Genomic DNA, 26,790 nt, shown 5'->3' with positions numbered 1-26,790 from the left:
CCGTCCCGCACCCGGCGACTGCCGGTACGCCCGTACCGCACCGCCTCGGCACGCAAAGGAACCCCCTCATGCGCGGCGCAGTGATCCACGCCCCCCGTGACGTCCGCTTCGAGAACCTGGACGACCCGAAGATCCTCCACCCCACCGACGCGATCATCCGCACGGCCGTCACCTGCGTGTGCGGCTCGGACCTGTGGCCCTGGCGCGGCCTGGAGCCGATCGGCGGAGCCCATCCGATGGGGCACGAATACGTCGGCTTCGTCGAAGAGGTGGGAGCGGAGGTCACCTCCGTCAGGCCGGGCCAGTTCGTCGTCGGCTCGTTCGCCACCTCCGACAACACCTGCGCGAACTGCCAGAACGGCTTCCAGTCGAACTGCCTGCGGCGCGAGTTCATGAGCACCTGCCAGGCCGAGTACGTGCGCATTCCCCAGGCCCAGGGCACCCTGGTCGCCACGGACGAGGTGCCGGGCGAGGAGTTCTGGCCCGGTCTGCTGGCCGTCTCCGACGTGATGGGCACCGGCTGGTGGGCCGCCGACGCCGCCGAGGTGCGGCCCGGCTCCACCGCCGTGGTCGTCGGCGACGGAGCGGTCGGTCTGTGCGCCGTGATAGCGGCGAAGGAGCAGGGCGCGGAACGGATCATCGTCATGAGCCGCCACGAGACCCGCCAGCGGCTCGCCCGGGAGTTCGGCGCCACCGACATCGTCACCGAACGCGGCGACGAGGGCGTCGCCCGGATCAAGGACCTCACCGGCGGGATCGGCGCCGACTCCGTCCTGGAGTGCGTCGGCACCGCCCAGGCCATGCGGCAGGCGCTGCACTCCGCGCGGCCCGGCGGCAACGTCGGCTTCGTCGGCGTACCCCACGAGGTCGCCGTGGACGGCCAGGAACTCTTCTTCTCCCACGTCGGCCTGCGCGGCGGCCCCGCCCCCGTGCGCCGCTACCTGCCCGACCTCGTCGAGCGCGTCCTGACCGGCCGCATCGACCCGGGCAAGGTCTTCGATCTCGTCCTGCCCCTGGAGCAGGTCGCCGAGGGCTACCGGGCCATGGACGAGCGCCGTGCCGTCAAGGCGCTCCTCAAGCCCTGACTACACCCGGCCCGGCACCGGTTTCCGGCACTCCGCCGGTCCGTGCCCCCTGCCCGCTCCCGGACGCCGCCCATGCACCCGACCACCCGCCGTGTCCGGGCCGGCATCCTTCCGGCGGCCGCGTTCCTGTTCGCGGTGGCCGCCTGTGCCGACGGCTCCCCCGCGGGCTCCCGTCCCACCGGGCCCGGCGCGACGGCGCCGGCAGGAGGGCGCGAGCCGTCGGCCTCCGCCCCGCCCAGTGCCCCGCCCGAGAAGGACCCCGCCATGCACATCCGGCTCACCCTCGACGGTCATCCGGTCGAGGCCACCTTGCACAACAGCCCCACCGCGCGCGACTTCGCCGCACTGCTGCCGCTCACCGTGACCATGAGGGACTTCCACCGGACCGAGCGGATCGGCGACCCGCCGCGCGCGCCGGACACCTCCGGCGCCCCGGACGCCGTCACACCGAAGGCCGGTGACCTGGCCTATTACGCGCCCTGGGGCAACCTCGCCTTCTTCTACCGCGACGGCGAGCACTCACCCGGCCTGGTCCTCCTCGGCCGCCTCGACAGCAGTGCCGACCTCGTCCGGCTGGCCAGGGCCACCTCGGTCCGCGTCGAAGCCGCGACCTGATCCTCCGCGTCCTTTGCACCCACCCCAGGAAGAGAACCACCCGTATGCCCTCCGCAGCCCGGACCGTCACCGGTCAGCTGCCCTTCGTCGTCTGGGTGCTGGCCGCCGGCACCTTCCTGATGGGCACCACCGAGTTCGTCATCGCCGGACTGCTCCCGGAGATCTCGGACGACCTCTCCGTCAGCGTGTCCCAGGCGGGCCTGCTGATCACCGCGTTCGCGATCGGCATGATCACCGGGGGGCCGGTCATGGCCATGGCCACCCTGCGCCTGCCCCGGCGGCAGACCCTGGTCGCCGCGCTGGCCGTGTTCGCCCTCGGCCACGCCGTCGCGGCCCTCACCCCCTCCTTCACGGTCCTGCTGGCCGCCCGGTTCGTCACCGCGCTGGCCACCGGGGCGTTCTGGGCGGTCGGGTTCGTCGTCGCCACCTCCGCCGCGGGCCCCGGCAGGTCCACCCGGGCCGTCAGCGTCATGATGGGCGGCCTCACCCTGGCCAACGTCGTCGGCGTCCCGATCGGCTCCTTCGCGGGCCGGTTCACCGGCTGGCGCGGACCCTTCTGGGCGCTGGCCGTACTCGCCGCCCTGGCGGCAGCACTCGTCGGCCGCTTCATCCCGGCCGCCACCCAGCGGGCCGATGTGTCGGTCCGCGCCGAGATCCGGGCCCTGCGTCAGGGCCGGCTGTGGCTGGCGCTCGCCGCCGCCGTGCTGATCATGGGCGGCGTCCTGGCGGCCTACACCTACATCACGCCGCTCCTGACCGGCCGCGCGGGCATCGCGGCGGGCGCCGTTCCGCTGGTGCTGGTCGCGTTCGGGGCCGGGGCCCTGGGCGGCAACACCCTCGGCGGGCGCCTGGGAGAACGCCGTCCCATGGCTACGACGCTCACCGCCGCCGCGGCGACCGCGGTGACCCTGCTGCTGCTCATCCCGCTGTCGGACAACCCGGTGACGGCCGTCGTCCTGGTGTTCCTCATGGCGCTGACCGGGTTCACCGTCAACCCCGTCGTCACCTCCCTCGCCGTCCGCTTCGCCGGCGACGCCCCGACCCTCACCTCGGCGCTGACGACCTCGGCCTACAACACCGGCATCGCCGCCGGTTCCGCCCTCGCCGGCCGGGCCCTGGATTCCAGGCTCGGTCTCACGGGGCCCGTCCTCGTCGGCGCGGTCTCCGCGGCCCTCACCCTGCTTCCCCTCATCGCGCTCACCCTCCGCGCACCCTCCCGCACCCCGGGCATCAGCGCCGCGCACACCGCCCCGGCTCCGGCACGCGACGACGCCGTCCCGTCGCCCCGGCACTGACCGGCGCCCCCTCGTCCACTCACCCCTCGGTACAGGAGACCGCTCATGAACCCCACCTACGACTTCACCGGCCAGGTCGCCTTCGTCACCGGTGCTTCCTCCGGCATGGGCCTGGCCACCGCCCGCGCCTTCGCCACCGCGGGTGCCGCCGTCGCCCTCGCCGACATCGACGAAGCCGCCGTGCACCAGGCCGCCCGAGAACTCACCGACGCCGGGCACCGAGCCCTCGCCCTGGTCTGCGACGTCACCGACGAGCAGCAGGTCGCCGCCGCCGTCGACCGCACCGTCGACACCTTCGGCCGCCTCGACATGGCCTACAACAACGCCGGCATCCAGGTCCCGCCCACCGACGCCGCCGAGGAAAGCGCCGACCAGTTCGACCGCGTCAACGCCATCAACCTGCGCGGAGTGTGGGCCTGCATGAAGCACGAGCTGCGCCACATGCGCGACCAGGGCAGCGGTGCCGTCGTCAACTGCTCCTCCCTCGGCGGGCTCGTCGGCCTTCCCGGCCGCGCCTCCTACCACGCCACCAAGCACGGGGTGATCGGCCTGACCACCAGCGCCGCCCTCGAATACGCCCCGCGCGGCATCCGCGTCAACGCCGTCTGCCCCGGCACCATCGACACCCCCATGGTCAGCGACATGATCGCCAAGGGAGAGCTCGACCGGGCAGCGGCCCAGGCGAGCCAGCCCGTCAACCGCCTCGGCACCGCCGACGAGGTCGCCCAGGCCGTCCTGTGGCTGTGCAGCCCCGGTGCCGGCTTCGTCGTCGGAGTGGCCCTGCCCGTCGACGGCGGCTACGTCGCCCAGTAGCCCGACCCCGAGATCAGAATCCGGCTGACGCCCGATCCCCCGTACGAGAAATGGAGAGACCCCATGCCCCAGCAGTCCGCTCCCGAGGAGCTGAGGACGATCGCTCCCAAGCTGGTCGAGGTGACCAACGACGTCCTCTTCGGCGACGTCTGGGAACGCCCCGGCCTGTCACCGCGGGACCGGAGCCTGGTCACGGTGAGCACGCTGGCCGCGCTCTACCGCGGTGAGCAACTGGCCTACCACCTCGGCGTCGCCCTGGACAACGGCCTCACCCTGGAGGAGCTGTCCGAAGCGCTCACCCACCTGGCCTTCTACGCGGGCTGGCCCAACGCCATGACCGCCGTCAACCAGCTGAAGAAGATCGCCGAAGAGCGCGGCTCCGCCTGATCACCGCGTCCCCCCTTTCCCCGACAGCGAGGAACACATCATCATGGAACACATCACGTCCACGCCGACGGTCAAGGCCCCGGCCGAGCGGTTCACCGGCGACGTCTACCTCAACATGATCGAAGCGCCGGCCGAGCCCGCCCGGCTGGCCGCCGCCCTGGTCCGCTTCACGCCGGGCGCCCGCACCAACTGGCACTCCCACGCCAACGGCCAGACCCTCTACATCACCGACGGCGTGGGCCTGGTCGGCACCCGTGACGGCAACGTCGTGCGCGTGAGCGCGGGCGAGACCGTGAAGTGTCCGGCCGGGGAAGAGCACTGGCACGGCGCCACCGGCTCCCACCTCATGGCACACATCGCCATGGTCGTCGGTGACGCGGGCGGCGACGGCACCACCTGGCTGGAGCCGGTCGCCGACGACCAGTACGCGCAGGCACTCACCGCGCTCGACGGCTGACCCGCACGCTCGCCCGTGCGAACTCTCCGCCGCGTCGCCGGGTGAGAGAACACGCCGACCCTCCCGCGACCGACCGCGCGCCGGCCAACGGGAGGGTCGGCATGCGCAGTTGAAACCGCTGCCCCGGCGCCGCTCTCGACGGTGGCCGGGGCAGCGGCCGTATGCGCGCCGGCCGGGACGCCGGCGGCATGCCGGCCGACGGCGACGGCGGCCATTCCTCGCCCGCCCCAGCGGGATTGTTGCAGCGTGCGACAAAGCCGGTACGCCGATGACTCGAGAGTTCCGCTGGAACCCGGGGGTTGCGGGTTGAGCGGGCACACCCTCCCCGACAACCCCAAGTAGCGACCAACCGCAGGACGTTGCCGACAGGAAGCCCCACCCCTCCGGCGCTCCGCTCCCCACCCCTACGGGGTGACCGGATCGTTACGTTGCCGCCTGTCCGAAGTCTGGCGTGACCGCCCTCCGCGCCGTAAGTTTTCGCCCACAACATTCACGGGGACCGCTCGGTGCCGACACCGGGTGCGCATCCCGCCTCCACCGCCCTCGCACGTCCGGCTCAGCCCCGGGCACGCCCCTTCCCGAAAGGACCCTGCCATGCGCAAGGGATCCCTCCTCGTCGCTGCCTCCGCGTCCGCGGTCATGCTCACCGCGCTCACCGCCTGCGGAAACTCCTCCGCCAGTGCCGGGTCCGACGGGACCGACACCAAGCCGAAGATCGGCGTCATCCTCCCCGACAGCAAGTCGTCCGTCCGCTGGGAGACCGCGGACCGGACGTACCTCGGTGCGGCGTTCAAGGCGGCCGGGGTGGACTACGACATCCAGAACGCCGAGGGGGACAAGCAGGCGTTCCAGACCATCGCCGACCAGATGATCACCAACGGTGTGAACGTGCTGATCATCGTGAACCTCGACAGCGGCACCGGCAAGGCGGTCCTCGACAAGGCCAAGTCGCAGGGTGTGGCCACCATCGACTACGACCGGCTCACGCTGGGCGGCTCCGCCCAGTACTACGTCAGCTTCGACAACTCCGGCGTCGGCAAGCTACAGGGCCAGGGCCTCGTGAAGTGCCTGAGCGACCAGAAGACGGCGAAGCCCGTCGTGGCCGAACTCAACGGCTCGCCGACGGACAACAACGCCACGCTCTTCGCCAACGGCTACAACAGCGTCCTCGACCCCAAGTACGCCTCGGGAGAGTTCGTCAAGGGACCGAACCAGTCCGTGCCCGACTGGGACAGCGGCCAGGCCGGGACCATCTTCGAGCAGATGTACACGAGCCGGCCCGACATCGACGGTGTCCTCGCGGCCAACGACGGCCTCGCCAACGCCGCCATCGCCGTCCTGCGCAAGAACCACCGCAACGGGCGCGTGCCCGTCACCGGCCAGGACGCCACCGTGCAGGGGCTGCAGAACATCCTCGCCGGCGAGCAGTGCATGACCGTCTACAAGGCCGTCAAGAAGGAGGCCGACGCGGCGGCCTCCCTCGCGATCGACCTCGCCCACGGCAAGAAGGGCAAGACCAACGCCCGCGTGCACGACCCGGACGGCAACCGCGACGTGGCGGCACAGCTCCTGACGCCGGTGGCCATCTTCAAGAACAACGTCAAGGACGTCGTCGACGACGGCTACGTCGACAAGGCCGAGCTGTGCACGGGCAAGTACGCGGCCCTGTGCACCAAGGCCGGCATCAAGTAGCCCGTCGCCTCCGACCGCGTCCCGCGGGTCCCGGGCCTGCCGCGACACGGGACCCGCTCACGCTCAGCCCTATCAGGAGTGTCCCCCATGACATCGAGTCCGATTCTCGAACTGCGCCGAATCGACAAGAGTTTCGGTCCGGTCCAGGTACTGCACGACGTCGCCCTCAGCGCGTACCCCGGAGAGGTCACCGCCCTCGTCGGCGACAACGGCGCCGGCAAATCGACCCTCGTCAAGTGCATCGGCGGAATCCACCCCATCGACGGCGGGGAGTACCTGTTCGACGGGAACCCGGTCCAGGTGCGCAACCCGCGCGACGCCGCGGCACTCGGCGTGGAGATCGTCTACCAGGACCTCGCGCTGTGCGACAACCTCGACATCGTGCAGAACATGTTCCTGGGGCGCGAGAAGCGCCGCGGTCTGGTCCTCGACGACTCGACCATGGAGCAGATGGCCGCCGCGACACTCAAGGGGCTGTCCGTCCGCACGGTCAAGTCGCTGCGCCAGAAGGTCTCCAGCCTCTCCGGAGGCCAGCGCCAGACCGTCGCCATCGCCAAGGCCGTGCTGTGGAACAGCAAGCTGGTCATCCTCGACGAACCCACCGCCGCCCTCGGCGTCGCCCAGACCGCACAGGTACTGGAACTGGTGCGCCGGCTGGCCGACAAGGGCCTGGCCGTCGTGCTCATCTCGCACAACATGAACGACGTCTTCGCGGTGTCCGACCGCATAGCCGCCCTGTACCTCGGGCGCATGGCGGCCCAGGTGAAGACCTCCGACGTCACCCACGCGCAAGTCGTCGAACTGATCACCTCGGGCCGCAGCGGCGACCTCGGCCTGACCACTTCCGCCAAGGGAGCCGCAGTATGAGTGCCGCCGTCACACCCCAGAAGCAGAACCAGTCCGGCGCCGCCGCCGACCACGCACAGCCCGCCGCACTCAGCCTGCGCGACGTCGGCCGCGGCTACCTGGAGCGGCTGCGCGGCGGCGAACTCGGCGCCCTGCCCGCCGTCGGCGGCCTGGTCGTCCTGTGCGCCTTCTTCTCCATCCTGCGCCCGGTCTTCCTGTCGAACCTGAACTTCGCCAACCTCCTGACGCAGAGCGCGGGCAGCATCGCCATCGCCATGGGACTCGTGTTCGTCCTCCTCCTCGGCGAGATCGACCTGTCCGCCGGCTACGCCAGCGGCGTCTGTGCCGCCGTACTGGCCATCCTGCTGACCAACCAGGGATGGCCCTGGTACGGCGCGGTGGCCGCCGCCATGCTGACCGGCGTCGCCATCGGATTCCTCATCGGCGGCCTGGTAGCCAAGGTCGGCATCCCCTCGTTCGTCGTCACCCTGGCCGCGTTCCTCGGCTTCCAGGGCGTGGTGCTCATCCTGCTCAAGGAAGGCACCAACATCTCGATCAAGGACCCCACGGTCCTCGCCATCGCCAACAAGAACCTGAGCCCCCTCTTCGGCTGGGCCCTGCTGGCCGGGTGCGTCCTCGTCTACGCCGGCGTACAGCTCCGCCGCGGCCGGGACCGCCGCAAGCGGGGTCTGCAGGGTGTGCCCCCGGTGCTCCTCGCCGTGCGGATCGGAGGGATCGCCGTACTCGGCGGCCTGGCCGTGTTCCTGCTCAACCAGGAACGCAGCCGCAACGTCGTCGTCGACTCGCTCAAGGGTGTGCCGATCGTCGTGCCGGTCATCAGCGCCCTCGTCCTGCTCGGCACGCTCGTCCTCCAGCGCACCGGGTTCGGCCTGCACATCTACGCCGTCGGCGGCAGCCCGGAAGCGGCCCGGCGCGCCGGGATCAACGTCGCGTTCATCCGCATCGCCGCCTTCGTCATCTGCTCCGCCATGGCGGCCGTCGGTGGCATCATCGCCGCTTCCCGAGGGAACTCCGTCGACCCCAACACCGGCGGCAGCAACGTCCTGCTGCTCGCCGTCGGCAGCGCCGTCATCGGGGGTACGAGCCTCTTCGGCGGCCGGGGACGCGTCGTCGACGCCGTCCTGGGCGGCCTGGTCGTCGCCGTGATCCAGAACGGCATGGGCCTGATGGGTTACTCCTCGGGCGTCAAGTACGCTGTCACGGGATCGGTGCTGCTGGTGGCCGCCGGTGTGGACGCACTGTCCCGCCGCCGTTCGGTTCGACATTGAGGTTGTCTCGCGATGAAAGCTGGCCCATCCCAGGAAGAGATCCGCCAGCACAACCTCGGCACCCTGCTGCGCCACGTCCATCTCGACGGGCCCACCTCGCGAGCCGTCCTCACCGCCCGGATGGGTCTGAACCGCAGCACCATCCTCGGCCTGGTCAGTGACCTGTCGGCAGCCGGCCTCGTGCGTGAGGAACTGCCGCAGGACACCGGCCGGGCCGGGCGTCCCTCGCTGGTGGTGCGCCCGGAGCCGACGTGCGCGCACGTGCTGGCCTTCGATGTCGGCGTGGAGCGTCTGGCGGCCGCCCTCATCGGGCTCGGTGGGGTGTTCCTGGACCGGCGCGAATGCTCCTGGCCGCAGGGACGCCCGCAGAACCCCGCGGAGGTCGCGGACATACTCGCCGACTACGCCGAGCAGATGCTCGCCTCGGCGCGTGAGGGCAGCTCGTGCGTCGGCGCGGCCGTGGCGGTGCGCGGCATCGTCCGCCATCCCGACGGGCTGGTCACCCTCACGCCCAACATGGGCTGGAAGGACGTCGACTTCGCCGCAGAGCTGGAGGCCAGGCTGCGCCTGCCCCTCCCGGTCCTCGTCGCGAACGAGGCCAACCTCGGCGCCCTCGCCGAACACAGACGCGGTGCCGGCAGCGGCAGCCGGAACCTCATCTACCTCCACGGTGAGATCGGCATCGGCGCAGGGATCGTCGTCGAGGGCGAACTCCTGCGCGGTGAACGCGGCTACGCCGGCGAGGTCGGCCACATCACGGTCAATCCGCGCGAAGGACGGCGGTGCGGCTGTGGGGCCTACGGCTGTCTGGAGGCCGAGGCGGGCGAGCGGACCCTGTTGGAAGCCGCGGGCCGTGACAGCCGTGTCGCCGGCACCGACGCGGTGCGGGCCGTGGTCACGGCCGCCGAGCGGGGTGATGTCAGCGCACGTGCGGCACTGCACCTCATCGGGGACTGGCTCGGCATCGGCGTCTCCACCCTCGCCAACCTCTTCAATCCAGACGTGATCGTCTTCGGGGGCACCCTCCGCGACGTCTTCCTCGCCTCCGCCGCGCAGGTACGCAGCCGCGTCAACACCAGCGCCCTCCTTGCCTGCCGGGAGGACCTGCGCCTGCGCGTCAGCGAACTCGGCGGCGACGCCATCCTGGTCGGCGCCGCCGAACTCGCCTTCTCCGAGGTGCTGTCCCGGCCGCTGGAGACACTGGCACGCGTCACCGCACAGCCTCCCACCGGCGCCGAAGCACGGGACCCGGGGCTCGCGCGCAGACCGTGAACGGTCCGACGCGCGGTGTGCCCGTACCCGGCCGGCGCCCGCTGCCCTGGATGCGCCGGGCGCGCACAGCCCGGACCGGGTCACGGCTTTTGTGTGGACGCGAGCAGACCGGGTAGTCCGCCCCGCATGGCACTACGTCAGTCACTCGGCACTTCTCGTCAGCCGCGCCGTCCGATGCCGTCCGGTGTGTACGGTGACCGTGGCCGTGTCCCGGCACACGGGCACGCCGCTCCCCCACCCGCGCGGCGGGCCGCCTCGTGACCGCGGACGCCCGCAGCGCGGCGCGGCTCGTCGCGTCTGCCGCGCGAGGCGGTGCCCTGCACGAGATCCCGCGCCGGGTGTGTGCGGCGGTCCGTGACGGGCTGGAGGTGGACGGCGCGACGGTGGCGCTGTTGACCGACACACCTTCCCGTCAGCTGCTCGCCGCGTCGGACGATGCCGCGCTGTGCCTGGAGGAGATCCAGTTCACCGTACTGGAGGGTCCCTGCATCAGCGCCGCGCGCACCGGTGAGCCCGTGGCGGTGGACGACCTCGCGGGCGCACCGACGCCCTGGCCGCTGTTCGGGGCCACCATGGGCGAGAAACTGCCGCAGGTGCGATCGGTGTACGCGCTGCCCCTCTTCTTCGGCGACTACGTCCTGGGATCGATCGACCTGCTGGGGCTACGGCCCCGCGCGTTGGACGAGGAGGGCCTGGAGCGGGCGGCCCACGTGGCCGATGCCGTGACAGCCGCGCTCCTGCCGGTACGGGAAGTGATCATCACCGGGTCCCGGCCGCCCGCCTGGGACCCGGAGCCGCTCGTACGCGCCCACTGGTTCGACACCGCACGTGCGGTCGTGGCGCTGGCCGCGCGCCGGCAGTTGAGCCACGAGGACGCGCTGGCCGTCATGCGGGCCGAAGCCTTCCGCACCGGCCAGACGCTCGCGGACATCACCGCGGACATCCTGCGCGACCCGCCCAACCCGCCAGACGCGCCCGACGCGGACGTGCTCTGAGCGTACGTCCGGCGTCTGAGCCACGGGGTCAGGCGGGCGAGGTGTCGGGGCGGGCGTCGTACACGGCGCGGGCGGCGTCGATGTGCGTCAGGTGCGCGATGCTCCACTCCAACAGGGGCGCGGTGGCTTCGCGGAGGGTCCTGCCCATCGGAGTGAGTTCGTAACTGACGTGCGGCGGCATGACGTTGCGGACGGTCCGGGTGAGGATTCCGTCGCGTTCCAGGCTGCGCAGGGTGACGGTGAGCATGCGCTGGCTGATCCCGTCGACGGCCCGCTTGAGTTCGGTGAAGCGGCGCGGCCCCTGGCTGAGGTGGCGCACGATCAGCAGCGACCACTTGTCGCCGACGATGCCGAGCACTTCACGGGCCTTGCACGGGTCCTCGGACCGTGCCGGCCGCGACTCCCCGCCCACTGTGCCGCCCATGGTTACCTCCAGAGAACCGGGGCACCGAAATGTGCCTTATTGATCAAGGTGCGGCAGGTGCCGCACGATGATTTCGGTTCCTGAAGAGTACCGAGGCGCAAACAGGAACCACCATGCTCGCGCGCCTCCACGCCCCGAAGAGGAAAAACCTCATGTCGACTTTTCTGCTGGTACACGGCGCCTGGCACAGCGGCCGGTGCTGGGAGCGGGTGGTTCCGCTGCTGGAATCGGCCGGACACCGCGTGTTCGCGCCCTCGCTGACCGGCTACGGCGACAAGGCACATCTGCTCGGTCCCGAGGTGGGGCTCGACACGCATGTCGCGGACGTCGTCCGGCTGATCCACGAGGAGAACCTGACCGAGGTGGTGCTCGTGGGCCACAGCTACGCGGGGCTGGTCGTCTCGTCCGTGGCCAACGAGGTACCGGAGCGGATCGCGCACCTGGTGTACCTCGACGCGATGGTCCCGGAGCACGGCGAGACCGCCGTCGATGTGCAGCCCATGACCCAGAACCTGATCGATCTCGCCGCCAAGTCCGACGACGGCTGGCGCCTTCCGCCGCTGCCCGAACTGCCGCCGCCCTTCGGCCTGTTCGGCGTCACCGACCCGGCGGACGTCGCATGGCTGCGTGCGACGCTCTCCGACCATCCGGTGCGCTCCCTGCAGCAACCGGTCCGGCTGGACAACCCTGCCGTGGGCTCCATTCCGCGCACGCACATCCACTGCGTCGGCGCGCAGCCGGAAGGCATCGTGCGGCGGCCCGTCCCCGCCACACAGCCCAACGGCTCCCCGGCACGGATACGGGAACTGCCGACCGGGCACGACTGCATGATCACCATGCCGGCGGAACTGAGCGAACTGCTGCTTGAACCCACGCTCCGGTAGCGTCAGGGGGCGGCCCCGACTCCTTCCTCAGCCGTGCACTGTCCCCAGCAGCGCACGGGTCTCGGCGACTACCCGCGCGTTGAACGCGGGGTCGTGCACCTGCGCGGAACCCCGCATGGGACGCCCTTTCTCGTCGTAGTAGACGCCGGTGGTGTCCGATTCGTCGGTGAGTATCCGGGTGATCATGCGAGCGGCGGTGCCCGGGTTGGTCCAGTACTTGATGAGCGGGGCCAGTGGCGAGAGCACGTACTTCGACAGCAGACGCAGGAACAGGCCGGCGTCACGGCCGAGATTCGTGCCGGGGGCGAAGCCGGGCTCGATGGCGTTGAACCGCAGCCGGGGTGTCTCGCGGGCGAAGGCGAGCACCGTTGCCAGGTTGCACTGCTTGGACGTGGCGTAGGCGTCTCCGCCGGGCAGTTTCGAGCCGCCGGGATGCCACTCGCCACGAGCGCTCGCCTCGGCGGAGATGTACCGGCCGCCGCGGAAACCGGACATGGTGGCGGGCTTGCGCTCCGGATCCTCGACGGCCGAGACGATGAACACCACTTGTGCGCCGTCTTCGAGGTGGGGCACGAGCGTCTCGGTGAACGCGAAAGGCCCGACGTGGTTGGTCGCGTAGGCGATGTCCCAGCCGAGAGCGTTCGTGCCGGGACGGGTGGGGAAGATGCCGGCGTTGTTGAGCACGCCGGTGATCGGGAAGCCGAGTTCGATGATCTGAGCGGCGGCGCGTCGCACGCTCGTCAGGTCCGAGAGATCGCAGAGGACGGGAAGGGCCTTTCCGCCTCGGCCTTCGATGCTCCTGCGGACGTCGTCCAGCTTGGCGGCGTCGCGCCCGACCAGCACGACGGTGCCGTGCTTGGCCAGTTCGAGGGCGGTGCGGCGGCCGAAGCCGGAGGTGGGGCCGGTGATGACGTAGTGCTTGTCGGGCATGACGCTCCTTGGTTATCTGACTAGTCAGTCATCAACGGGCATGCGTGAGTGCCGGGAAGTGGAGCCGGGGCGGGTCAGCCGATCATGCGCCAGAGTGCGTCGAAGCCGGACTGCTTGTGCTCGTCGGCGCGGTCCGGATCGCCGATGATGTAGTCGATGGTGGCCTCGGCCAAGGCGTTGCTCAACGTGAACACCAGAGCCGCCGGAACATCGCGCATCGGGCCGTTCGCCCGGCTGCGCTCCAGGATCTCTCCGATGCCTGCCATGGTCCGGTTCGCGGACTCGTGGGTGGACGCCGTGATCTCGTCGGAGACCTGGAGCTGCGCGAGAGTGCGGCGCTTCAGGGGATTGGCCGTTGCCCAGTCCATCCATCGCGACCACACGTGCAGCAGCTGGGTGCGGGCGTCGGCCGCGGGCAGGCCGCCGAAGGCGACTGCCCCCATCTCACCCTTCAGCTCCAGGTAGAGCTGGTTCAGCAGATCCGCTTTGGTGCTGAAGTAGGTGAACAGCGACCCGTTCGAGACGCCGGCCTCCTTCGCGATCGTCGCCGTCGCCGCACCCAGTCCCTGAGCAGCGATGATCCGCGTGGCGGCGGCCAGGATCGCCGCGCGCTTGTCGTCGCTCCTCGGTCTGGGCATGAGGACAGCATGTAGGAGAGTGTTCAGTCAGTCAAGTGTGCGCAGCGTGGCGTAGGCCGGGGAATCGGGGCGCAGGTCCAGCTGGCCGGTCTCCGGGTGGAAGGCGACGGCAGCCACGTGGTCGGGCGGCTACGGGGCGAGGGCGGCCGCGATGCCGGGCCGGCGGTCCAGCACGGTGCCGCCGGCGGCCGGGACGTCCCAGGCCCGTCGGCGGCCCGTTCGCCTGCCGTACGTCTGGCGCGGTTCCACCTTGCGCACCCCGTGTCCCGTTCTCCTTGACCGACCCGCCCAGGCCGCGACGGTGCGGGCGGCAGGGTCAGGGCGGGGGTCAGCGGCGCAGGGTGAGGGGCAGCGCCTCCAAGCCGCGCAGCATCATCGTGTTGCGCCAGCGCAGGTCGCGCTCCTGGCAGGCCAGGGTCGTCCCGGGGAAGCGGGCGAGGAGCGCGGTGAGCGCGATCTCGGTCTCCAGCTTGCCGAGCAGCGCCCCGAGGCAGCGGTGGATGCCACCGCCGAAGGCGAGATGGCCGGCGTCCCGGCGGTCGAGGATGAGACGGTCGGGGTCCTGGAAGCGCGCCGGGTCGCGGTTGGCCGCGCCGAGGGACAGCAGCACGAACTCGTCCTGCGGGATCACCACCCCGCCGACGTCCACCGGCTCGGTGGTGAAGCGGGTGGTGGCCATACAGATGGGGGAGTCGTAGCGCAGGAACTCCTCGACGGCCCTGGGCATCCGGGTGAGATCGGCGCGCAGCCAGGCGGCCTGGCCGGGATCGCGCAGCAGCGCGAGGCAGGAGGTGCCCAGCAGGTTCACGGTGGTCTCATGCCCGCCGATCAGCAGCAGGGCGACCATGCCCACGATCTCGTCGTCCGTCAGCTCCCCGCGCTCGCGGGCCGCCAGCAGCTCGGTGAGCAGATCGGCGGGACGGTCATTGCGGCGGATACGCCGGTCGGCGATGGCCAGGACGTACGAGCCCATCTCCTGGACGGCCTGCCGGAACGCCGCGTGGTCGCCCTCCTGGGTGACGATGGCGGTCGACCACGTCCGGTAGAGGTCGCGGTCCTCGGGCGGGAAGCCGAGCAGTTCGCAGACGACGAGGATCGGCAGCGGGAAGGCGAAGTCACGTACCAGGTCCACCGTGGCGGTGGTGGTGCGGGTCGTGTGGCGCGCGGCTGCCGCGTCCAGCCCGTCGAGGAGTTCGAGGGTGATGCGCTCGACCATCGGCCGCATCGCCTCGACCCGCTTGCGGCTGAACGCCGCCTGGACCACGCGGCGGAGGCGGGTGTGGTCGGGCGGATCGCTGCTGAGCATATGGGTGATTTCGGTGCCCAGGTTGACGCCCTCGACCCGGCTGTCGGCCAGGGCCTGGGCGCGCCGCACATCCTGCGCGAAGCGGCGGTCGAAGAGCGCGGCCCGGACATCGGCGTAGCGCGGGATGATCCACAGCCGCAGGCCGCCGTCGCTGTGCAGCACGGAGACCGGGGCCGATTGCCGCATCCTGGCCAGGGTCGGGTACGGGTCGCTGAGGAACGTCGGCGGGTTCTGGCGCGGTTCCGTCGTCTCGGGCTTGTCCGGCCGGTACTTCTCCGGCCCGGGACTGTTCGTCCGGGGTGCTGCCGTCGCTGCCGTAGCTGTGGTCATGATGTCTTCCTGTCCTCACCGGTACGGCCGGCGCCGCGGCGGGGTGCCGGGCGTGGCACCCCGCTACGACGCTGCTTGGGCTCACTGCAGAGGCGACTTCTCCTCCGTGTTCTTCTTCGTGCGGGTGGTGCAGGCCCGCGCCGGGCCGTTCGGCCGGACCGGAACCGCCTTGTCCAGGGCGGCCTGGGTGTGCGGCGGAATGATGATCCCGCGCTCCCGCTCGGTGGCGCTGATGGGGTCGACGCGCAGTCCGTGACGCTTCATGGGGTTGACCTTTCTTCGGTGTGGTGGACGGGGTGGTGCGAGCCGGTCCGCCCGCTGTTGCGGCGGTCGGCGGTTCTGGGGGAGGCGCGCAGCGTGTCGTCGGCGTAGCGCACCATGGCGGCCCAGGCGGCGGCGTGTCCGGCTGGGTCACGGCCCACGTCGTGTCCGCCGCCGAGCCACCGGACGCGATGCGGGACGCCGCGGCGCCGCAGCGCGGCGAGATAGCGCTCGATCTGTTCCGGAGGGCACTTCTCGTCGTCCGCCGAGGCGGCGAGGAAGAGCGGGCCGCGTACGCGGCCCACATAGGTCATCGGGCAGGCCGCGCGATAGCGGTGTGGCACCTGCTCGGGGGTGCCGCCGAAGAGGCGGTCGTCGACCTCCCGCAGCGCTGGCGTCGTCGCCCGGTACGCCGCCGTGTAGTCGGCCACCGGCGCGACGGCCAGCCCCACGTCCCACAGCCGGGGCTGGACGCCCATCGCCAGCAGCGTCAGATAGCCGCCCCAGGAGTAGCCGCACAGGCCGGTACGGCCCGGCTCCGAGACTCCCGCGTCGATGAGGTGGCCGCGCACCGCGGCGAGGTCTTCGAGCTGGGCGAGGCCGACCCGGTGGCCGAAGTCGTCCCGCCAGCGGGGGCCGTAGCCCGTCGAGCCGCGGTAGTTGGTGCGCACCACGGCGAATCCGGCCCGGACCAGGGCCTCGGTCCGGGCGTCATAGGCGTCCCGGTCGTGGGTGTGGGGCCCGCCGTGGACGAGGAAGACCGTCGGCCAGGGGCGGTGGCCCGCCCTGCGGCCGGGCGGGGTGGCCACAAAGCTGTGGATCTGCCCGTACGGCCGACGTGTCCACAGCTCGCGGCGCCTGGATCCGGTCGTTCCGCCGGACGCCGTGCCGCGTGACACCGTCGTGGAGCGGCCGGAGCGGCCGGAGTGGCCGGAGCGGTCGGAGCGGTCGGGACGTTCCGGGGGTTCCGGGTGCTCCGCACTTTCCGAACTTTCCTGGCTTTCCTGGCTTTCCGGGTGGCAGATCAGTGGCCGGGGCGGTTCGCCGTCGCGGCTCCACAGACAGTGGACCGTGCGGTCGGGTGCGCAGGAGAAGTCGATGATCGTGCCCTCGGGCGTGGGAAGCACCGTCGTCGTACCGCGGTCGAGGTCGGCGCGGAGCAGGCGGCTGCGTCCCGCCCGGTCCTGCTGGACCAGCGCCGTGCGGCCGGGCCCGTACCAGCAGGCGGTGATCTCCGTATCGAAGTCGAGGGCGGAGCCGGGACCGTGCGTACGGATCCCCTCGCCCTGCCGCCAGAAGGCCAGGGTATAGCGGCCCGCGCGTTCGAGGACGAGCAGCAGTTCCGGCCGTGCGGTGGTGAGGTCCGGGCGGAAGCCCAGCGCCCACACCGCGCCGCCGTCGCCGTCCCCCGCTGCGCCGGGGATGGCGTCCACGAGGACGCCGGAGGCCGCTGACCACAGCCGGACCGCGGCCGGTCCGTCCGGGCACCCCGCGGTGGCCAGCAGCCGGCCGCCGGGGGCCAGGCCCACCACTGCCGCATAGCCGGGCTCCTCGGCCACCAGGCGGGCGCGCTCGCCCGGCCGGCCGAGGTAGTACCGCGAGCGGTCCGCGACCCCGACGCCGACGGCGGCGAGGCCACTGCGGGGGTCGAAGGCCAGGCCGTGCATCCGCCCGGCGGGTACGCCGTCGAGCGCCGGGCGCGGGTGGCCGCCCTCGAACGGCCCGCGCAGCCAGCGGCCTTGACCGCCGGGAGCGGCGTCGAACCACCACAGGCCGTGGCCGTCCGGCTCGATGGCGGCGGTCTCCACACCCAGCGGTGCGGTGGTCGCCTGGCGGCGCTGACCCGTCGTCAGATCCCAGGCCACGATCTGCGGGAGACCGTCCACATACCGGGTCTCGACCGCTCGCCGTCCGTCGCGGGCGGCGAAGGACGGGACGTGCACCGCCGTTCCGATACCGCCGCTCATCGCCGTCCCTCCCTTCGTTGGTGTCCGCTTCCGCCGCCGGTGGCCTTGGCTGTGGTGGGCTCCGACGGCCATCACACTGCCGGACGGGCGGGCTGCGTGGCAGGGAAGAAAGCGCAGCGGCACCGGCAGTGAGCTACTGCCGGTCCTTCCCTGGCACCGGACGGTGGGCGGGCGACAGGGTGCGGGGGCGACCACATGGCCCTGACCCACCGAGGAGAAAGGGGGGACCCGATGACGATCGCGGCGACCCGGCCCGGCGCAGCCCCCGTCCCACCCGGCGCAGCGCCGAACGGCACACCGGGTGGCAGGCCGAGCCGTGCGCTGACGGCGGTCTATGTCGCGGGCGCGGTGACGGCGTTGGGCACCCAGATGACCATGCTCGCGCTGCCCTGGCTGGTGCTGGAGACCACCGGCTCGGCCACCCGGGCGGGCCTGGTCTTCGCGGCCCAGGTACTGCCCATGGCGCTGCTCGGCTTCGCGGGCGGAGAGGTCATCCAGCGCCTGGGCGCCCGCCGGACCATGGTCGTCTCCGATCTCGCCCGCGCTCCGGTGGTGGCGCTGATCCCGCTGCTGCAGATCCTGGGCGCGCTCAATCTGGCCGTCCTCGTGGCGATCGTCGCGGCGCTCGGGGCGCTGGCCGTTCCGTACCACGCGGCACAGCGGGTGCTGGCGATGGAACTGCTGAGCCCGCACGCCCGCTCTCTGGCCCGCGCCAACAGCGCGCTGGCAGGTGTGCAGAACGGCTCGGCGTTCGCCGGACCGGCGCTCGCGGGCGCGCTGATCCCGCTGGTGGGGACCACATCGGTGGTGTGGCTGGACGCGGCCACGTTCGCCTTCTCCGGGTTGCTGCTGCTGCGCCGCGTCCCGGCAGGGGGTGGCGGGGCCGGAGGGTCCGCGGCCGGGCCCCACGGCCTGTGGGCGGGGGTGCGGCATCTGTGCGGCGACTGGTTCCTGAGCCGGGCGATGCTGTCCACCGTGGTGTTCGGGCTGATGCTGCGGACCCTGATGATCACCATGCCGGTGCTGGCGTTCGCCCGGTTCGAGGGGGACGCCAGGGTCGGCGGCCTGCTGATCGCCGCCGACGGCGCCGGTGGCCTGGTGGGCTCGGTGGCCGCCTATGTGCTGGCGGCACGGGTCGCCCCCGTACGACTCGCCTGTACGGCCCTGGTCTGCGTCGCTCTGCCCCTGTGGACGCTCCTGGTGCCCGTGCCGGCCGGCGTGCTCGTCGTCGCCGTCGGCCTGTCATCGGCCGCCGCGCCCCTGGCGAACGCGCCGCTGATGGGCCTGCTCTCCGCCCGGCTGCCGGACGGCTTCGGGCCCAAGGTGTTGCAGGCCGTGGTCACGATCAGCACCCTGACCGGGCCGCTGGGCTTCCTGGCCGCGGGCGCCGTGCTGGACCGGGCCGGTGTCGCGGCGGCCCTGTGGGGCGTCGCCGCGCTCGCGACGTTCGGCAGCGGCAATCTGATCCTGGCCCTGCGCCGTCTCCAAGTCACCGGGGACCCGGACTGACCTGGCCTTCCGAGAAGACCCCGGTGGCCCCGAGCTGGGCACGCCGGTGAAGGGCATCGCCGGGCAGGGCGGCCTGTACCCTGGCCGGCATCGGCCGTGCAGGTGGCCTGGTCGGCCTGGACCAGGCGGTGCGGCACGATCGTGTAGCCGCCGGTGCCGGCGCCCGCGTCCGAGGCGGGGGCCGGGAGGCGAGCCGGTTGCTCGCCCCGTCCCACACGTCCTCTCCAGCCGGCGCACCGCGGAGGTGAAGCGTGCGGGGCGACCAATCCGCAGCTCGTGGGGCCCCGGATTACACGGGGCTGTTTCGCCTCGCCGCGCCTCTGGGAGAGCCATTGTGAAGGAACCTGTATATATCGGCGGTAAACCGACTGCCAAGCCTGATCTGCAACAACTGGTCCACGCGGTGGCGCTGGGTGATCAGGAGGCTTTCGCCGCGGTCTACGACGCCGTGGCCGGCTCCGTCCTCGGTGTCGCCCGGGCCGTACTGCGGGATCAGGCGCAGTCGGAGGAGGTGGCGCAGGAGGTGCTGGTGGAGGTGTGGCGCACGGCTCCGCGCTACCGGCCCGAGCGCGGCACGGCCCTCAACTGGATCCTCACCCTCGCCCATCGGCGGGCGGTCGACCGGGTCCGGTCGGCGGAAGCCGCCGCGGCCCGTGACACCAAGGCCGCGCTGCTCCAGCACCAGCCGGCCTACGACGAGGTGACCGAGCAGGTCGAGACGCGGCTGGAGCAGGAACAGGTACGGCGCTGTCTGCGCACCCTGACCGAGTTGCAGCGCCAGTCGGTCACACTCGCCTACTACCGAGGCCTGACCTACCGCGAGGTCGCCGAGGCGCTGGCGGTGCCGCTCGGCACGGTGAAGACCCGCCTGCGCGACGGACTCATCCGGCTCCGCGACTGCCTGGGGGTGACCGCATGACCACGAGCGATCCGCACGCTCTGACCGGCGCCTACGCCGTGGACGCGCTGCACGGTGAGGAACGTACCGCCTTCGAACGCCACTTGGCCGAGTGCGACGCCTGCGCGCAGGAGGTCGCCGAGTTCACCGCGACCGCCGGACGCCTGGCGCTGGCCTCCACGGTGCGCACGCGGCCCGTCATGCGGGAGCAGGTGTTGCGGCGGGTCAGCACCGTGCGGCAGGTGCCGCCCGGTGCCGCGCCGTTGGAGCGGGTACGCCGTGGCGGGCGGCGGGGAGGCCGTGTGGTCCGGTGGGCGCTGGCCGCCAGTGTGGCCGCCGCTGCCGCGTTCGGCGGTACCGCCGTATGGCAGTACGAGCGCGCCCAGGACGCTCGGCACGAGGCCGCGCAGGCGCGGCGGCACGCCGAGGACCTGGCGGGAGTGCTGGCCGCGCCCGATGCCCAGTCGCGCTCGGCGGAAGTGGCGGGCGGTACGGGAACGCTGGTGGTCTCCGCCAGCCGGGACCGGGCCGTGTTCGTGGTGTCCGAGATGGCGGCACCGCCGCACGGCAAGGTCTACCAGCTGTGGTTCGCGGACGGCGGGAAGATGCGCGCGGCCGGCCTGATGGACCCCGGGCGCGGCAGCCAGGCCGTTCTCCTGCGGGGAGCGGTCGACGGCGCCTCGGGCGTCGGCATCACGGTGGAGCCGGCGGGCGGATCGAAGCAGCCGACCTCGACTCCGTTGGCCCTGCTGGGCGTTCCGGCGTGAGCGTGCGCGTGGGAGCCGCCGACGGGCGGTCTCCCACGCGGGGCCTGCTGGTGCTGGCCCCCTCCTGGACGGAGGAACGGCAAGCTGGGAGAGCTGGTCCGCAGACCCCGAGGTCCGCGGACCAGCTCTCCGACGAGGGACCGAGCGGACGCGGCGCGCCCTTGATCCCCGATGTGTCAGCTCTTCGGCATCAGGACGGTGTCGATGATGTAGACGTCGGCGTTGGCGGTCTTGACGTTGCCGCAGACGACCGCGGCGGAGTCGTTGACGGTGTAGGTCTCGTCCGAGCCGGAGGTCGTGACCTTGGACTTCTCCAGCGTGGCGAAGGAGCCGTTCTGGAGGTTCTCCGGCGTGAGTTTCCGGCCGACGACGTGGTAGGTGAGGACCTTCGTCAGCATCGCCTTGTCGTTCAGGACCTTGTCCAGGGTGTCCTTCGGGATCTTCTTGAAGGCGTCGTTGGTCGGCGCGAACACGGTGATGTCCTGCGCGTTGTTGAGGGTGTCGACCAGCCCGGCCTTCTTCACCGCCGTCACGAGGGTCGACAGTGCGGGATTGTGGGAGGCGGCGGTGGCGACCGGGTCCTTGGCCATGCCGTCGAAGGAGCCGGCACCGTCCTTCGGCACGGAGGAACAGGCGGGACCGAAGGGCTGGTCCATGCTGCTCGTGGACGCCGTCGAGTCGCCCATGTCGTCGCTGTGCTCCGTGGCCGTAGCCGATGACTTGTCCGCGGAGTCGGACTTGTCCGAGTCACCGGTGTCGTTGGAGCAGGCGGTCAGGGCCAGGGGCAGTACGGCGGCCGCGGCGAGGAGTCCGACGGTACGGCGGATACGGGTGTTCATCATGTTCTCCTGGGGAAAGGTGCGGCGTGATGCCGCTGCGTTCGCGGTTCGGAAAGGGGCTCGGGGGGCCTTGTGGGGCCGGGTGATCATTCGACGGGACCCGGGGGCCCTTGTGGGGCCGGGTGATCATTCGACGGTCACGACGACGGTGTGCCATCCGCTGGCGCCGTCGGGGATCGTGCGGGTGCGTTCGCCGGTCTGCGCGGCGCCGGTGCGGTCGGTGGCGCGCACGGTGAGGGTGTGGCCGCCCGGGGTGGCCTGCCAGGGAAGCGACCACTGGCGCCAGGTGTCGCGGGTGTCCTCGGCGGCCAGGTGGGCTTCCTGCCAGGGGCCGTCGTCGATGCGGACCTCGACCTCGCCGATGCCCCGGTGCGGGGCCCAGGCGACCCCGGCCACCATCACCGTGCCGGCCCGGGGCCGGGCGAAGGGCTTGGGGGTGTCGATCCGCGACTCGGTCTTGACCGGGGCCCGGCGGGCCCAGCCGCGCTTGACCCAGTAGGGATCGTAGGAATCGAACGTGGTCAGCTCGATGTCCTCGATCCACTTGCAGGCCGACACGAATCCGTACAGGCCGGGGACGACCATGCGGACGGGGAAGCCGTGGGCGAAGGGCAGCGGCTCGCCGTTCATGCCGAGGGCGAGCATCCCGTCCCGGCCGTCCATGACATCCTCGACCGGGCTGCCGATCGTCATACCGTCCACGGAACGCGACACCAGCTGATCCGCCGGGCCTCCCCGGGACGGAGGCTCGACCCCGCATTCGGCGAGCAGGTCGGCCAGCCGTACGCCGGTCCAGCGGGCGTTGCCCACGTAGGGGCCGCCGACCTCGTTGGAGACACAGGTCAGGGTGATGTCCCGCTCGATCAGCTCCCTGCGCAGCAGGTCGTCGAAGGAGTAGGTGGCCGGACGGCGTACGCCCATGCCGTGAACGCGCAGCCGCCAGGCGGTGGCGTCCACCCTGGGCACCACGAGGGCGGTGTCCACCCGGTAGAAGTCGTCGTTCGGGGTGAAGAAGGGACTCGTTCCCGGGACGCGTGATACCGCCCTCTTGGGTACCGGTCGCGCCGGTGACCCGGCCGTGGGCAGCACGACCTTCTCACGGGAGGCGATCGCGTCCCGGCCTCGCGAGGCGTTCAGGGACCGGCCGGCCGCCCCCACCGCAGCGGAAGCCGCCGCGGCGGAACCGGCCGCCAGGACGAATCCTCGCCGGTCCCATCCCTTGCCCGCACCCAGCGCGTCTCCCGCTTCCTCCGTCACGGACCCGGGTACCGACGCCGATGACCGCCTTACCGCGCTCAGGCGGCCCACAAGGACGTACAGGAGCAGGGCCCCGGCAACCGCCCCCACCGCGGAGGGCAACGCGTCGGCGCCGCCGATGGAGTCGGGCCGGCCGACGGCGGCCAGCGCTCCGGCCAGCCCGAAGAGAAGGATCCCGGCCGCTCCGCCCCGCCGAGACCGCAGCGCCAGCACACCCAGCGCCAGAGCCAGCACGGCGAGCACGGCCACGATGCCTAGTTGCAGCACCAGCTTGTCGTCGGTGCCGAAGTGGCGGATCGCCCAGTCCTTGACCGGCGCGGGCGTGGCGTCGATGGACGCGCCGCCCACCGCGATGACCGGACCGGACTGCGGACGCACCGCCGCCGCGACCAGTTCGGCCACCGCCAGCGCGGCGAAGCCGGCCAGCACCCCGCTCAGCGCACCCAGCGCCAGCCGCTGCCGGCCCGGCCGTACTCGCTGGTCCTTCTCTTCGTCCCTCACGAGGGGAATCCGGTTCTGCGCACCGGACGGATTGGTCCCGGACCCGACCAGGTGAAGAAAAACCCCGGACCAATCCAGCCGCCATTCCGCTACGGATTACCCAGTTGAGCCCCGACGCACATCACTGTCTTGAGTCAGGGCTCCTTGGCATACGCGGGCGCAGTGCTATCCGAGCCCCGATGCCGTCCCGCCGATCCTGGCGGCGGGGATGTGCACGTGGTGGCCTGCTACAAGGTGATCGGCAGCGAGGTCACCGGCTGGGAGATGGCCTGCGGGATGCAGCCCGGGGCGGTGCAGCCCGCCTGGGCACAGGCCAGGGTGAGCAGTTGCAGGTAGCCGAGGGAGGCCGGTCGTCCGGGGAGCTTGCCGGATGCCTGTTCGAAGCGCTGGAGTGTGGCGGGTTTGATGCCGAGGCAGTCGGCGGCGTCGTGCAGGCCGAGTCCCGCGGCTTCGCGGGCTTCACGGAGGGTTTCGGCGTTGTCGTGCCAGACCTGCGGCGCGGTCTCGGTGATGTCGCGGGCGACGGCTGCGCGGGCCGTGGCGAGGGCCGTCTCGATCCGTTCGGTACGGGATCCGAGCAGGAACCGGGCAAGCCGGGCAGCATCGGCCTCGCGGTCCACGCCCTCGCTCCAGGGCCGGGACACTTCCTCGTAGACCCGGCCCCGGGCCCCGGCACAGTCCTCGCGCCCTTCCGGGCCGGCACCGTAGGCGCGGTGCCGGTCGCTGGTGCAGGGCACGGTGCTGTCCCTCGCCAGGTCCATGTCCCGGTCCCATGCGTCGCCGGATTCGATGCCGGCGATGACGTCGCGGACGTGCCGGCGCTCCTGCGGGGACAGAACGCTCGCGAGGGCTTCGGCGGCGGCCTGGGCTTCGGGTCGGCCGGCGGGCTCGAAGCCGCCGCCCCAGGCGTGGGACGCGGCAACTCCCTCTGCCTTCTGGAAGGCCACGTCGATGGCTTCGAAGGTGTGCGGGCTCCAGGCGTGCATCATCAGGAGGATCTCCCGCACTGCCTCCTCCCGGACGGTGCGCGGCGTCTCGTCTCCGGCCCGTTGGTCTCGCCGTGATGCGCCACGGGCCAGCCAGGCGGTGAACGTCTGCGGGCGTCGGGGATCCGGAAGTTCGCTGTCCTCGAACCATCGTGCCGCCCGCACCACGCAGGCGTGCGCGTGCTGTATGACGGCGTACCAGCCGAACAGTGCTTCGCGGTAATCGTCGACGTGCCGGTCCGCGGAGAAGGCGCCGGTCTGTGTGCGGCAGTGCTGCGGGCATTCGGCCGCGTGCACCCGGTAGAGGGCGGCCCGGGTCTCGGGGAAGGTCAGCAGGGCCGCGTGCAGGTGCTCGGACTTGGGGCCGAGGTTGCGGCGCTTTTCGAGCCCGTGGTCGAGGAAGGAGGAGAAGCGCGGTGCCCCTTCGCGCCAACGGGCGGCGTCCCTGCGTACACGGGCGTCCTCCTGCCAGACACCGGTCGCGATGACCTCCCGCAGAGACGAAGCCACGTCACGCCGCAGGGCCGCACCCAGCGTGACCAATGCCGGCAGGCACTGGGGATCGTCCCCCAGCGCGGACACCACCAGTGCGACGTCATCGTGGCGGTGAAGATGACGCTGGAACATGAACGCCCCCTGAATGCAGCAGATATCACCTGCCTCCACACCAAGACGTGAAGGCACACCGCCACCATCCTGCACGAGGGCTATGACATCCGGCCCGCGTCCCGACGGATCGGCATGCTGCTCACCACGCCGCGACGCGTGGGGTGCCGGGCCCGGTCGGCATCGGCTGGCCGTGAAGTCCGTCGCGGCACAGGGAGGTTGGGAGTCCGTACCCGACGAAGTCCGCATCGCGACTTGGTGCCGTTGGCGGCGGGGAGTCGTGGCCCGGGTTACAGCCCGCCCGCAACGGGACGTGGCAGCGGGTGCGCCGGGTCCCTGCCCCGCCGCCCCCGCTGACCCCCTGCTGACACATCGTCGACGGGTGTGCGAAGCTGCCGATCACAGGGAGGGGTGGGGCGGTGGGGCGCGAGCCTACGACGGGCGGGCAACGGCGGCACAGCGCGATCGGCGCCGCGCAGACCGCGTTGACGGTGCTGGTGGTGGGCGGAGTGGCCCTGGGAGCACTGCTGCTGCGCCCCGACAGGGACCTGTTCGCCAAGGGCCGCGGGCCGCTCGGCACCAATCCCGTCCTCGTGGTCGGCCTCGCCCTGCTGTTCCTCCTTGGCGGCCTGGCGTTGCGCGAGAAGTACCGGGCGCAGGTCGGCGTCCGGGAACTCGGCCCGGAGGAACAGCGGCTGGTCGACGGCGTGAGCCGCGTCCTGCTGGCCGCGTCGCTGGTCGTTCCCGTGCTTGTCGTGGCCCTGCACCGGTTCGGTCCGTCCGGCAGCGGCCACGGGAACGGCCAGGGGGCGTCACCGCTTCCCAGCCCGCTGCGAAGCCCGCGGTCGGAGCCGGCGCCCACCGTGTCAGCCGCACAGCACGCCGAGCACGGTACGCACTTCGGGCCGACGCGCATCCTGCCCGGTCTTGGCATCGCCCTGATCGTCGTGCTCGTCGTGATCGCCGGGCTGTATCTGCGGCGTTGTCTTTCCCGGCCGCGCTCGCCCGAGGCCCCGGCGGTCCGTGCGACGCTCGATGAGGAGCAGGAACGCCTGGTCCGGGCCGTGGACTCCGGGCGCCGGGCCCTGCTGGACGGTACGGACGCCCGCGCAGCCGTCATCGCCTGCTATGCCGCCATGGAGGAGTCGCTCGCCGGTTCCGGCGTGACCCGGCATGCCTCGGACGCCCCGCAGGACCTGCTGGAGCGAACCCTCGTCGGCGGCCTGCCCACGGCGGCAGCAGCCGCCGCGCTCACCGCGCTGTTCCGGGAGGCCCGTTACTCCACGCACCCGATGGAAGACGACCACCGCGACCGGGCCGCGGCCGCGCTCGCCGAGATCGCCGACGGCCTGCGCTCGCGGGCGTCCGGACTTGAGACCGTGACGGGCGCCTCGTGAAGGCTCCTACCCGGATCCGAGTGAGCGTCAACTCCATTCTGTCGCAGCCTGGTTCGGTACGCCACTCACTGGCCGCCCTGGGCACCGTCGCGGTCGCGACCGAAGTGCTGCTCGCCCTGACCGACGGTGCCGCCGCGGCCGCCGCCGGCCTCGCCCTCATCACCGTGGTCGTGCTGACTCTGGGGCGCTATGCCGCGGGCGGTGCCGCCCAGGACAGCGGCTATCACAGGCCGGTGCGCCTGCTGGACAGCCGGGCCCCGGCGCTCGGCGAATGGCAGCGCATCGTGGCCAAGACCCTCGCGGACGACGGTGAAGCGCACCTCGACACCGTCCTGCGGCCTCGGTTGCAGCGGCTGTTCGCCGCCCGGTTGGCCGAACGGCACGGCGTGGCGATGTACCGGGAGCCGCACCGGGCCCGGGCACTGGTCGGAGCCGAGCTGTGGCCGTGGCTCGATCCCGAGGCGGCCGCTCCGCAGCCCACTCTCCCCGAGCCCGTCCTGCGCTCCCTGCTCGACCGCCTGGAAGCCCTGTGACCGGTGGCGCT

At 71.9% G+C, this 26,790-nt stretch carries 27 protein-coding genes; 17 read left to right on the top strand and 10 right to left on the bottom strand.

The window, feature by feature from the left end:
- Positions 1-68: 68 nt before the first annotated feature.
- From ACZ4SV_RS15345 to ACZ4SV_RS15295, 11 genes are all read left to right on the top strand, one after another.
- On the top strand, positions 69-1,085 hold the full coding sequence (locus ACZ4SV_RS15345) for a zinc-dependent alcohol dehydrogenase family protein (RefSeq protein WP_397971985.1): 1,017 nt from the start codon (positions 69-71) through the stop codon (positions 1,083-1,085).
- A gap of 72 nt (positions 1,086-1,157) precedes the next feature.
- Positions 1,158-1,700, top strand: a complete 543-nt coding sequence (locus ACZ4SV_RS15340; protein WP_468004619.1) for a cyclophilin-like fold protein — start codon at positions 1,158-1,160, stop codon at positions 1,698-1,700.
- Positions 1,701-1,744: 44 nt separating this feature from the next.
- On the top strand, positions 1,745-2,995 hold the full coding sequence (locus ACZ4SV_RS15335; RefSeq protein ID WP_468004617.1) for an MFS transporter: 1,251 nt from the start codon (positions 1,745-1,747) through the stop codon (positions 2,993-2,995).
- 45 nt (positions 2,996-3,040) lie between these two features.
- On the top strand, positions 3,041-3,808 hold the full coding sequence (locus ACZ4SV_RS15330) for a glucose 1-dehydrogenase (protein WP_468004615.1): 768 nt from the start codon (positions 3,041-3,043) through the stop codon (positions 3,806-3,808).
- A 63-nt stretch (positions 3,809-3,871) separates the two neighbouring features.
- Positions 3,872-4,195 (top strand): carboxymuconolactone decarboxylase family protein, encoded by a 324-nt coding sequence (locus tag ACZ4SV_RS15325; RefSeq protein WP_468004613.1) that lies wholly within the window; start codon positions 3,872-3,874, stop codon positions 4,193-4,195.
- Positions 4,196-4,238: 43 nt separating this feature from the next.
- The gene (locus tag ACZ4SV_RS15320) at positions 4,239-4,652 is read left to right on the top strand and encodes a (R)-mandelonitrile lyase (protein WP_468004611.1); all 414 of its coding nucleotides are present in this window, start codon (positions 4,239-4,241) and stop codon (positions 4,650-4,652) included.
- Between the two features lie 594 nt (positions 4,653-5,246).
- Positions 5,247-6,344, top strand: a complete 1,098-nt coding sequence (locus ACZ4SV_RS15315) for a sugar ABC transporter substrate-binding protein (protein WP_468004609.1) — start codon at positions 5,247-5,249, stop codon at positions 6,342-6,344.
- A gap of 87 nt (positions 6,345-6,431) precedes the next feature.
- On the top strand, positions 6,432-7,211 hold the full coding sequence (locus tag ACZ4SV_RS15310; RefSeq protein ID WP_468004607.1) for an ATP-binding cassette domain-containing protein: 780 nt from the start codon (positions 6,432-6,434) through the stop codon (positions 7,209-7,211).
- The gene (locus ACZ4SV_RS15305; RefSeq protein ID WP_468004605.1) at positions 7,208-8,479 is read left to right on the top strand and encodes a sugar ABC transporter permease; all 1,272 of its coding nucleotides are present in this window, start codon (positions 7,208-7,210) and stop codon (positions 8,477-8,479) included. Before ACZ4SV_RS15310 ends, ACZ4SV_RS15305 begins: the two co-directional genes overlap by 4 nt.
- 12 nt (positions 8,480-8,491) lie before the next feature.
- Positions 8,492-9,751 carry an ROK family protein gene (locus ACZ4SV_RS15300; RefSeq protein ID WP_468004603.1) on the top strand — a complete coding sequence of 420 codons (1,260 nt, stop codon included), beginning with the start codon at positions 8,492-8,494 and terminating at the stop codon, positions 9,749-9,751.
- A 257-nt stretch (positions 9,752-10,008) separates the two neighbouring features.
- Entirely contained in the window at positions 10,009-10,746 is a 738-nt protein-coding gene (locus ACZ4SV_RS15295; RefSeq protein ID WP_468004601.1) for a GAF domain-containing protein, read from the top strand.
- A gap of 28 nt (positions 10,747-10,774) precedes the next feature.
- Here ACZ4SV_RS15295 and ACZ4SV_RS15290 read toward each other — a convergent pair whose 3' ends face one another.
- Positions 10,775-11,170, bottom strand: a complete 396-nt coding sequence (locus ACZ4SV_RS15290) for a winged helix-turn-helix transcriptional regulator (RefSeq protein WP_397940037.1) — start codon at positions 11,168-11,170, stop codon at positions 10,775-10,777.
- A 152-nt stretch (positions 11,171-11,322) separates the two neighbouring features.
- Here ACZ4SV_RS15290 and ACZ4SV_RS15285 point away from each other — a divergent pair, with 152 nt between their 5' ends.
- Positions 11,323-12,054 (top strand): alpha/beta hydrolase, encoded by a 732-nt coding sequence (locus ACZ4SV_RS15285; protein WP_468004598.1) that lies wholly within the window; start codon positions 11,323-11,325, stop codon positions 12,052-12,054.
- A gap of 27 nt (positions 12,055-12,081) precedes the next feature.
- Here ACZ4SV_RS15285 and ACZ4SV_RS15280 read toward each other — a convergent pair whose 3' ends face one another.
- The 6 genes from ACZ4SV_RS15280 to ACZ4SV_RS15255 all read right to left on the bottom strand — a co-directional run bounded on the left by ACZ4SV_RS15280 (position 12,082) and on the right by ACZ4SV_RS15255 (position 17,486).
- On the bottom strand, positions 12,082-12,984 hold the full coding sequence (locus ACZ4SV_RS15280; RefSeq protein WP_468004595.1) for an SDR family NAD(P)-dependent oxidoreductase: 903 nt from the start codon (positions 12,982-12,984) through the stop codon (positions 12,082-12,084).
- A 74-nt stretch (positions 12,985-13,058) separates the two neighbouring features.
- Positions 13,059-13,622: a TetR/AcrR family transcriptional regulator gene (locus ACZ4SV_RS15275; RefSeq protein WP_468004593.1), complete on the bottom strand. Its 564-nt coding sequence runs from the start codon at positions 13,620-13,622 to the stop codon at positions 13,059-13,061.
- Between the two features lie 129 nt (positions 13,623-13,751).
- On the bottom strand, positions 13,752-13,880 hold the full coding sequence (locus ACZ4SV_RS15270) for a hypothetical protein (RefSeq protein ID WP_468004591.1): 129 nt from the start codon (positions 13,878-13,880) through the stop codon (positions 13,752-13,754).
- A 70-nt stretch (positions 13,881-13,950) separates the two neighbouring features.
- On the bottom strand, positions 13,951-15,258 hold the full coding sequence (locus ACZ4SV_RS15265; protein ID WP_468004589.1) for a cytochrome P450 family protein: 1,308 nt from the start codon (positions 15,256-15,258) through the stop codon (positions 13,951-13,953).
- Between the two features lie 81 nt (positions 15,259-15,339).
- Complete coding sequence (locus ACZ4SV_RS15260) at positions 15,340-15,522, bottom strand: hypothetical protein (RefSeq protein WP_468004587.1); 183 nt, start codon at positions 15,520-15,522, stop codon at positions 15,340-15,342.
- Positions 15,519-17,486, bottom strand: coding sequence for a prolyl oligopeptidase family serine peptidase (locus ACZ4SV_RS15255; protein ID WP_468004585.1), 1,968 nt, complete (start codon positions 17,484-17,486; stop codon positions 15,519-15,521). Before ACZ4SV_RS15255 ends, ACZ4SV_RS15260 begins: the two co-directional genes overlap by 4 nt.
- A gap of 231 nt (positions 17,487-17,717) precedes the next feature.
- Between ACZ4SV_RS15255 and ACZ4SV_RS15250 the strand changes: the two genes are divergently transcribed.
- The 3 genes from ACZ4SV_RS15250 (at position 17,718) to ACZ4SV_RS15240 (ending at position 20,660) form a co-directional block, all read left to right on the top strand.
- The gene (locus ACZ4SV_RS15250; RefSeq protein ID WP_468004583.1) at positions 17,718-18,995 is read left to right on the top strand and encodes an MFS transporter; all 1,278 of its coding nucleotides are present in this window, start codon (positions 17,718-17,720) and stop codon (positions 18,993-18,995) included.
- Positions 18,996-19,329: 334 nt separating this feature from the next.
- Positions 19,330-19,914, top strand: coding sequence for a sigma-70 family RNA polymerase sigma factor (locus ACZ4SV_RS15245; RefSeq protein ID WP_398216390.1), 585 nt, complete (start codon positions 19,330-19,332; stop codon positions 19,912-19,914).
- Entirely contained in the window at positions 19,911-20,660 is a 750-nt protein-coding gene (locus tag ACZ4SV_RS15240) for an anti-sigma factor (RefSeq protein ID WP_468004581.1), read from the top strand. The genes ACZ4SV_RS15245 and ACZ4SV_RS15240 overlap by 4 nt, the downstream gene beginning before the upstream one ends.
- Positions 20,661-20,836: 176 nt before the next feature.
- Here ACZ4SV_RS15240 and ACZ4SV_RS15235 read toward each other — a convergent pair whose 3' ends face one another.
- The 3 genes from ACZ4SV_RS15235 to ACZ4SV_RS15225 form a co-directional block, all read right to left on the bottom strand.
- Complete coding sequence (locus tag ACZ4SV_RS15235; protein ID WP_468004802.1) at positions 20,837-21,499, bottom strand: fasciclin domain-containing protein; 663 nt, start codon at positions 21,497-21,499, stop codon at positions 20,837-20,839.
- A gap of 126 nt (positions 21,500-21,625) precedes the next feature.
- Positions 21,626-23,257: a molybdopterin-dependent oxidoreductase gene (locus ACZ4SV_RS15230; RefSeq protein ID WP_468004579.1), complete on the bottom strand. Its 1,632-nt coding sequence runs from the start codon at positions 23,255-23,257 to the stop codon at positions 21,626-21,628.
- A gap of 227 nt (positions 23,258-23,484) precedes the next feature.
- The gene (locus ACZ4SV_RS15225; protein WP_468004577.1) at positions 23,485-24,945 is read right to left on the bottom strand and encodes a helix-turn-helix domain-containing protein; all 1,461 of its coding nucleotides are present in this window, start codon (positions 24,943-24,945) and stop codon (positions 23,485-23,487) included.
- Between the two features lie 323 nt (positions 24,946-25,268).
- Between ACZ4SV_RS15225 and ACZ4SV_RS15220 the strand changes: the two genes are divergently transcribed.
- Positions 25,269-26,246, top strand: a complete 978-nt coding sequence (locus tag ACZ4SV_RS15220; RefSeq protein WP_468004575.1) for a DUF4129 domain-containing protein — start codon at positions 25,269-25,271, stop codon at positions 26,244-26,246.
- A 20-nt stretch (positions 26,247-26,266) separates the two neighbouring features.
- On the top strand, positions 26,267-26,779 hold the full coding sequence (locus tag ACZ4SV_RS15215; protein WP_468004573.1) for a hypothetical protein: 513 nt from the start codon (positions 26,267-26,269) through the stop codon (positions 26,777-26,779).
- The last annotated feature ends 11 nt before the right edge of the window (positions 26,780-26,790 follow it).

It is taken from the genome of Streptomyces sp. NPDC027672, assembly GCF_055566335.1.
This window is presented reverse-complemented; position numbering and strand designations above follow the sequence as displayed.

Bases quoted from the DNA above. Each gene is read 5' to 3' on its own strand.
- ACZ4SV_RS15345 (WP_397971985.1), top strand. From the start codon at position 69: ATGCGCGGCGCAGTGATCCACGCCCCCCGTGACGTCCGCTTCGAGAAC.
- ACZ4SV_RS15340 (WP_468004619.1), top strand. From the start codon at position 1,158: ATGCACCCGACCACCCGCCGTGTCCGGGCCGGCATCCTTCCGGCGGCC.
- ACZ4SV_RS15335 (WP_468004617.1), top strand. From the start codon at position 1,745: ATGCCCTCCGCAGCCCGGACCGTCACCGGTCAGCTGCCCTTCGTCGTC.
- ACZ4SV_RS15330 (WP_468004615.1), top strand. From the start codon at position 3,041: ATGAACCCCACCTACGACTTCACCGGCCAGGTCGCCTTCGTCACCGGT.
- ACZ4SV_RS15325 (WP_468004613.1), top strand. From the start codon at position 3,872: ATGCCCCAGCAGTCCGCTCCCGAGGAGCTGAGGACGATCGCTCCCAAG.
- ACZ4SV_RS15320 (WP_468004611.1), top strand. From the start codon at position 4,239: ATGGAACACATCACGTCCACGCCGACGGTCAAGGCCCCGGCCGAGCGG.
- ACZ4SV_RS15315 (WP_468004609.1), top strand. From the start codon at position 5,247: ATGCGCAAGGGATCCCTCCTCGTCGCTGCCTCCGCGTCCGCGGTCATG.
- ACZ4SV_RS15310 (WP_468004607.1), top strand. From the start codon at position 6,432: ATGACATCGAGTCCGATTCTCGAACTGCGCCGAATCGACAAGAGTTTC.
- ACZ4SV_RS15305 (WP_468004605.1), top strand. From the start codon at position 7,208: ATGAGTGCCGCCGTCACACCCCAGAAGCAGAACCAGTCCGGCGCCGCC.
- ACZ4SV_RS15300 (WP_468004603.1), top strand. From the start codon at position 8,492: ATGAAAGCTGGCCCATCCCAGGAAGAGATCCGCCAGCACAACCTCGGC.
- ACZ4SV_RS15290 (WP_397940037.1), bottom strand. From the start codon at position 11,170: ATGGGCGGCACAGTGGGCGGGGAGTCGCGGCCGGCACGGTCCGAGGAC.
- ACZ4SV_RS15285 (WP_468004598.1), top strand. From the start codon at position 11,323: ATGTCGACTTTTCTGCTGGTACACGGCGCCTGGCACAGCGGCCGGTGC.
- ACZ4SV_RS15280 (WP_468004595.1), bottom strand. From the start codon at position 12,984: ATGCCCGACAAGCACTACGTCATCACCGGCCCCACCTCCGGCTTCGGC.
- ACZ4SV_RS15275 (WP_468004593.1), bottom strand. From the start codon at position 13,622: ATGCCCAGACCGAGGAGCGACGACAAGCGCGCGGCGATCCTGGCCGCC.
- ACZ4SV_RS15265 (WP_468004589.1), bottom strand. From the start codon at position 15,258: ATGACCACAGCTACGGCAGCGACGGCAGCACCCCGGACGAACAGTCCC.
- ACZ4SV_RS15260 (WP_468004587.1), bottom strand. From the start codon at position 15,522: ATGAAGCGTCACGGACTGCGCGTCGACCCCATCAGCGCCACCGAGCGG.
- ACZ4SV_RS15255 (WP_468004585.1), bottom strand. From the start codon at position 17,486: ATGAGCGGCGGTATCGGAACGGCGGTGCACGTCCCGTCCTTCGCCGCC.
- ACZ4SV_RS15250 (WP_468004583.1), top strand. From the start codon at position 17,718: ATGACGATCGCGGCGACCCGGCCCGGCGCAGCCCCCGTCCCACCCGGC.
- ACZ4SV_RS15240 (WP_468004581.1), top strand. From the start codon at position 19,911: ATGACCACGAGCGATCCGCACGCTCTGACCGGCGCCTACGCCGTGGAC.
- ACZ4SV_RS15235 (WP_468004802.1), bottom strand. From the start codon at position 21,499: ATGAACACCCGTATCCGCCGTACCGTCGGACTCCTCGCCGCGGCCGCC.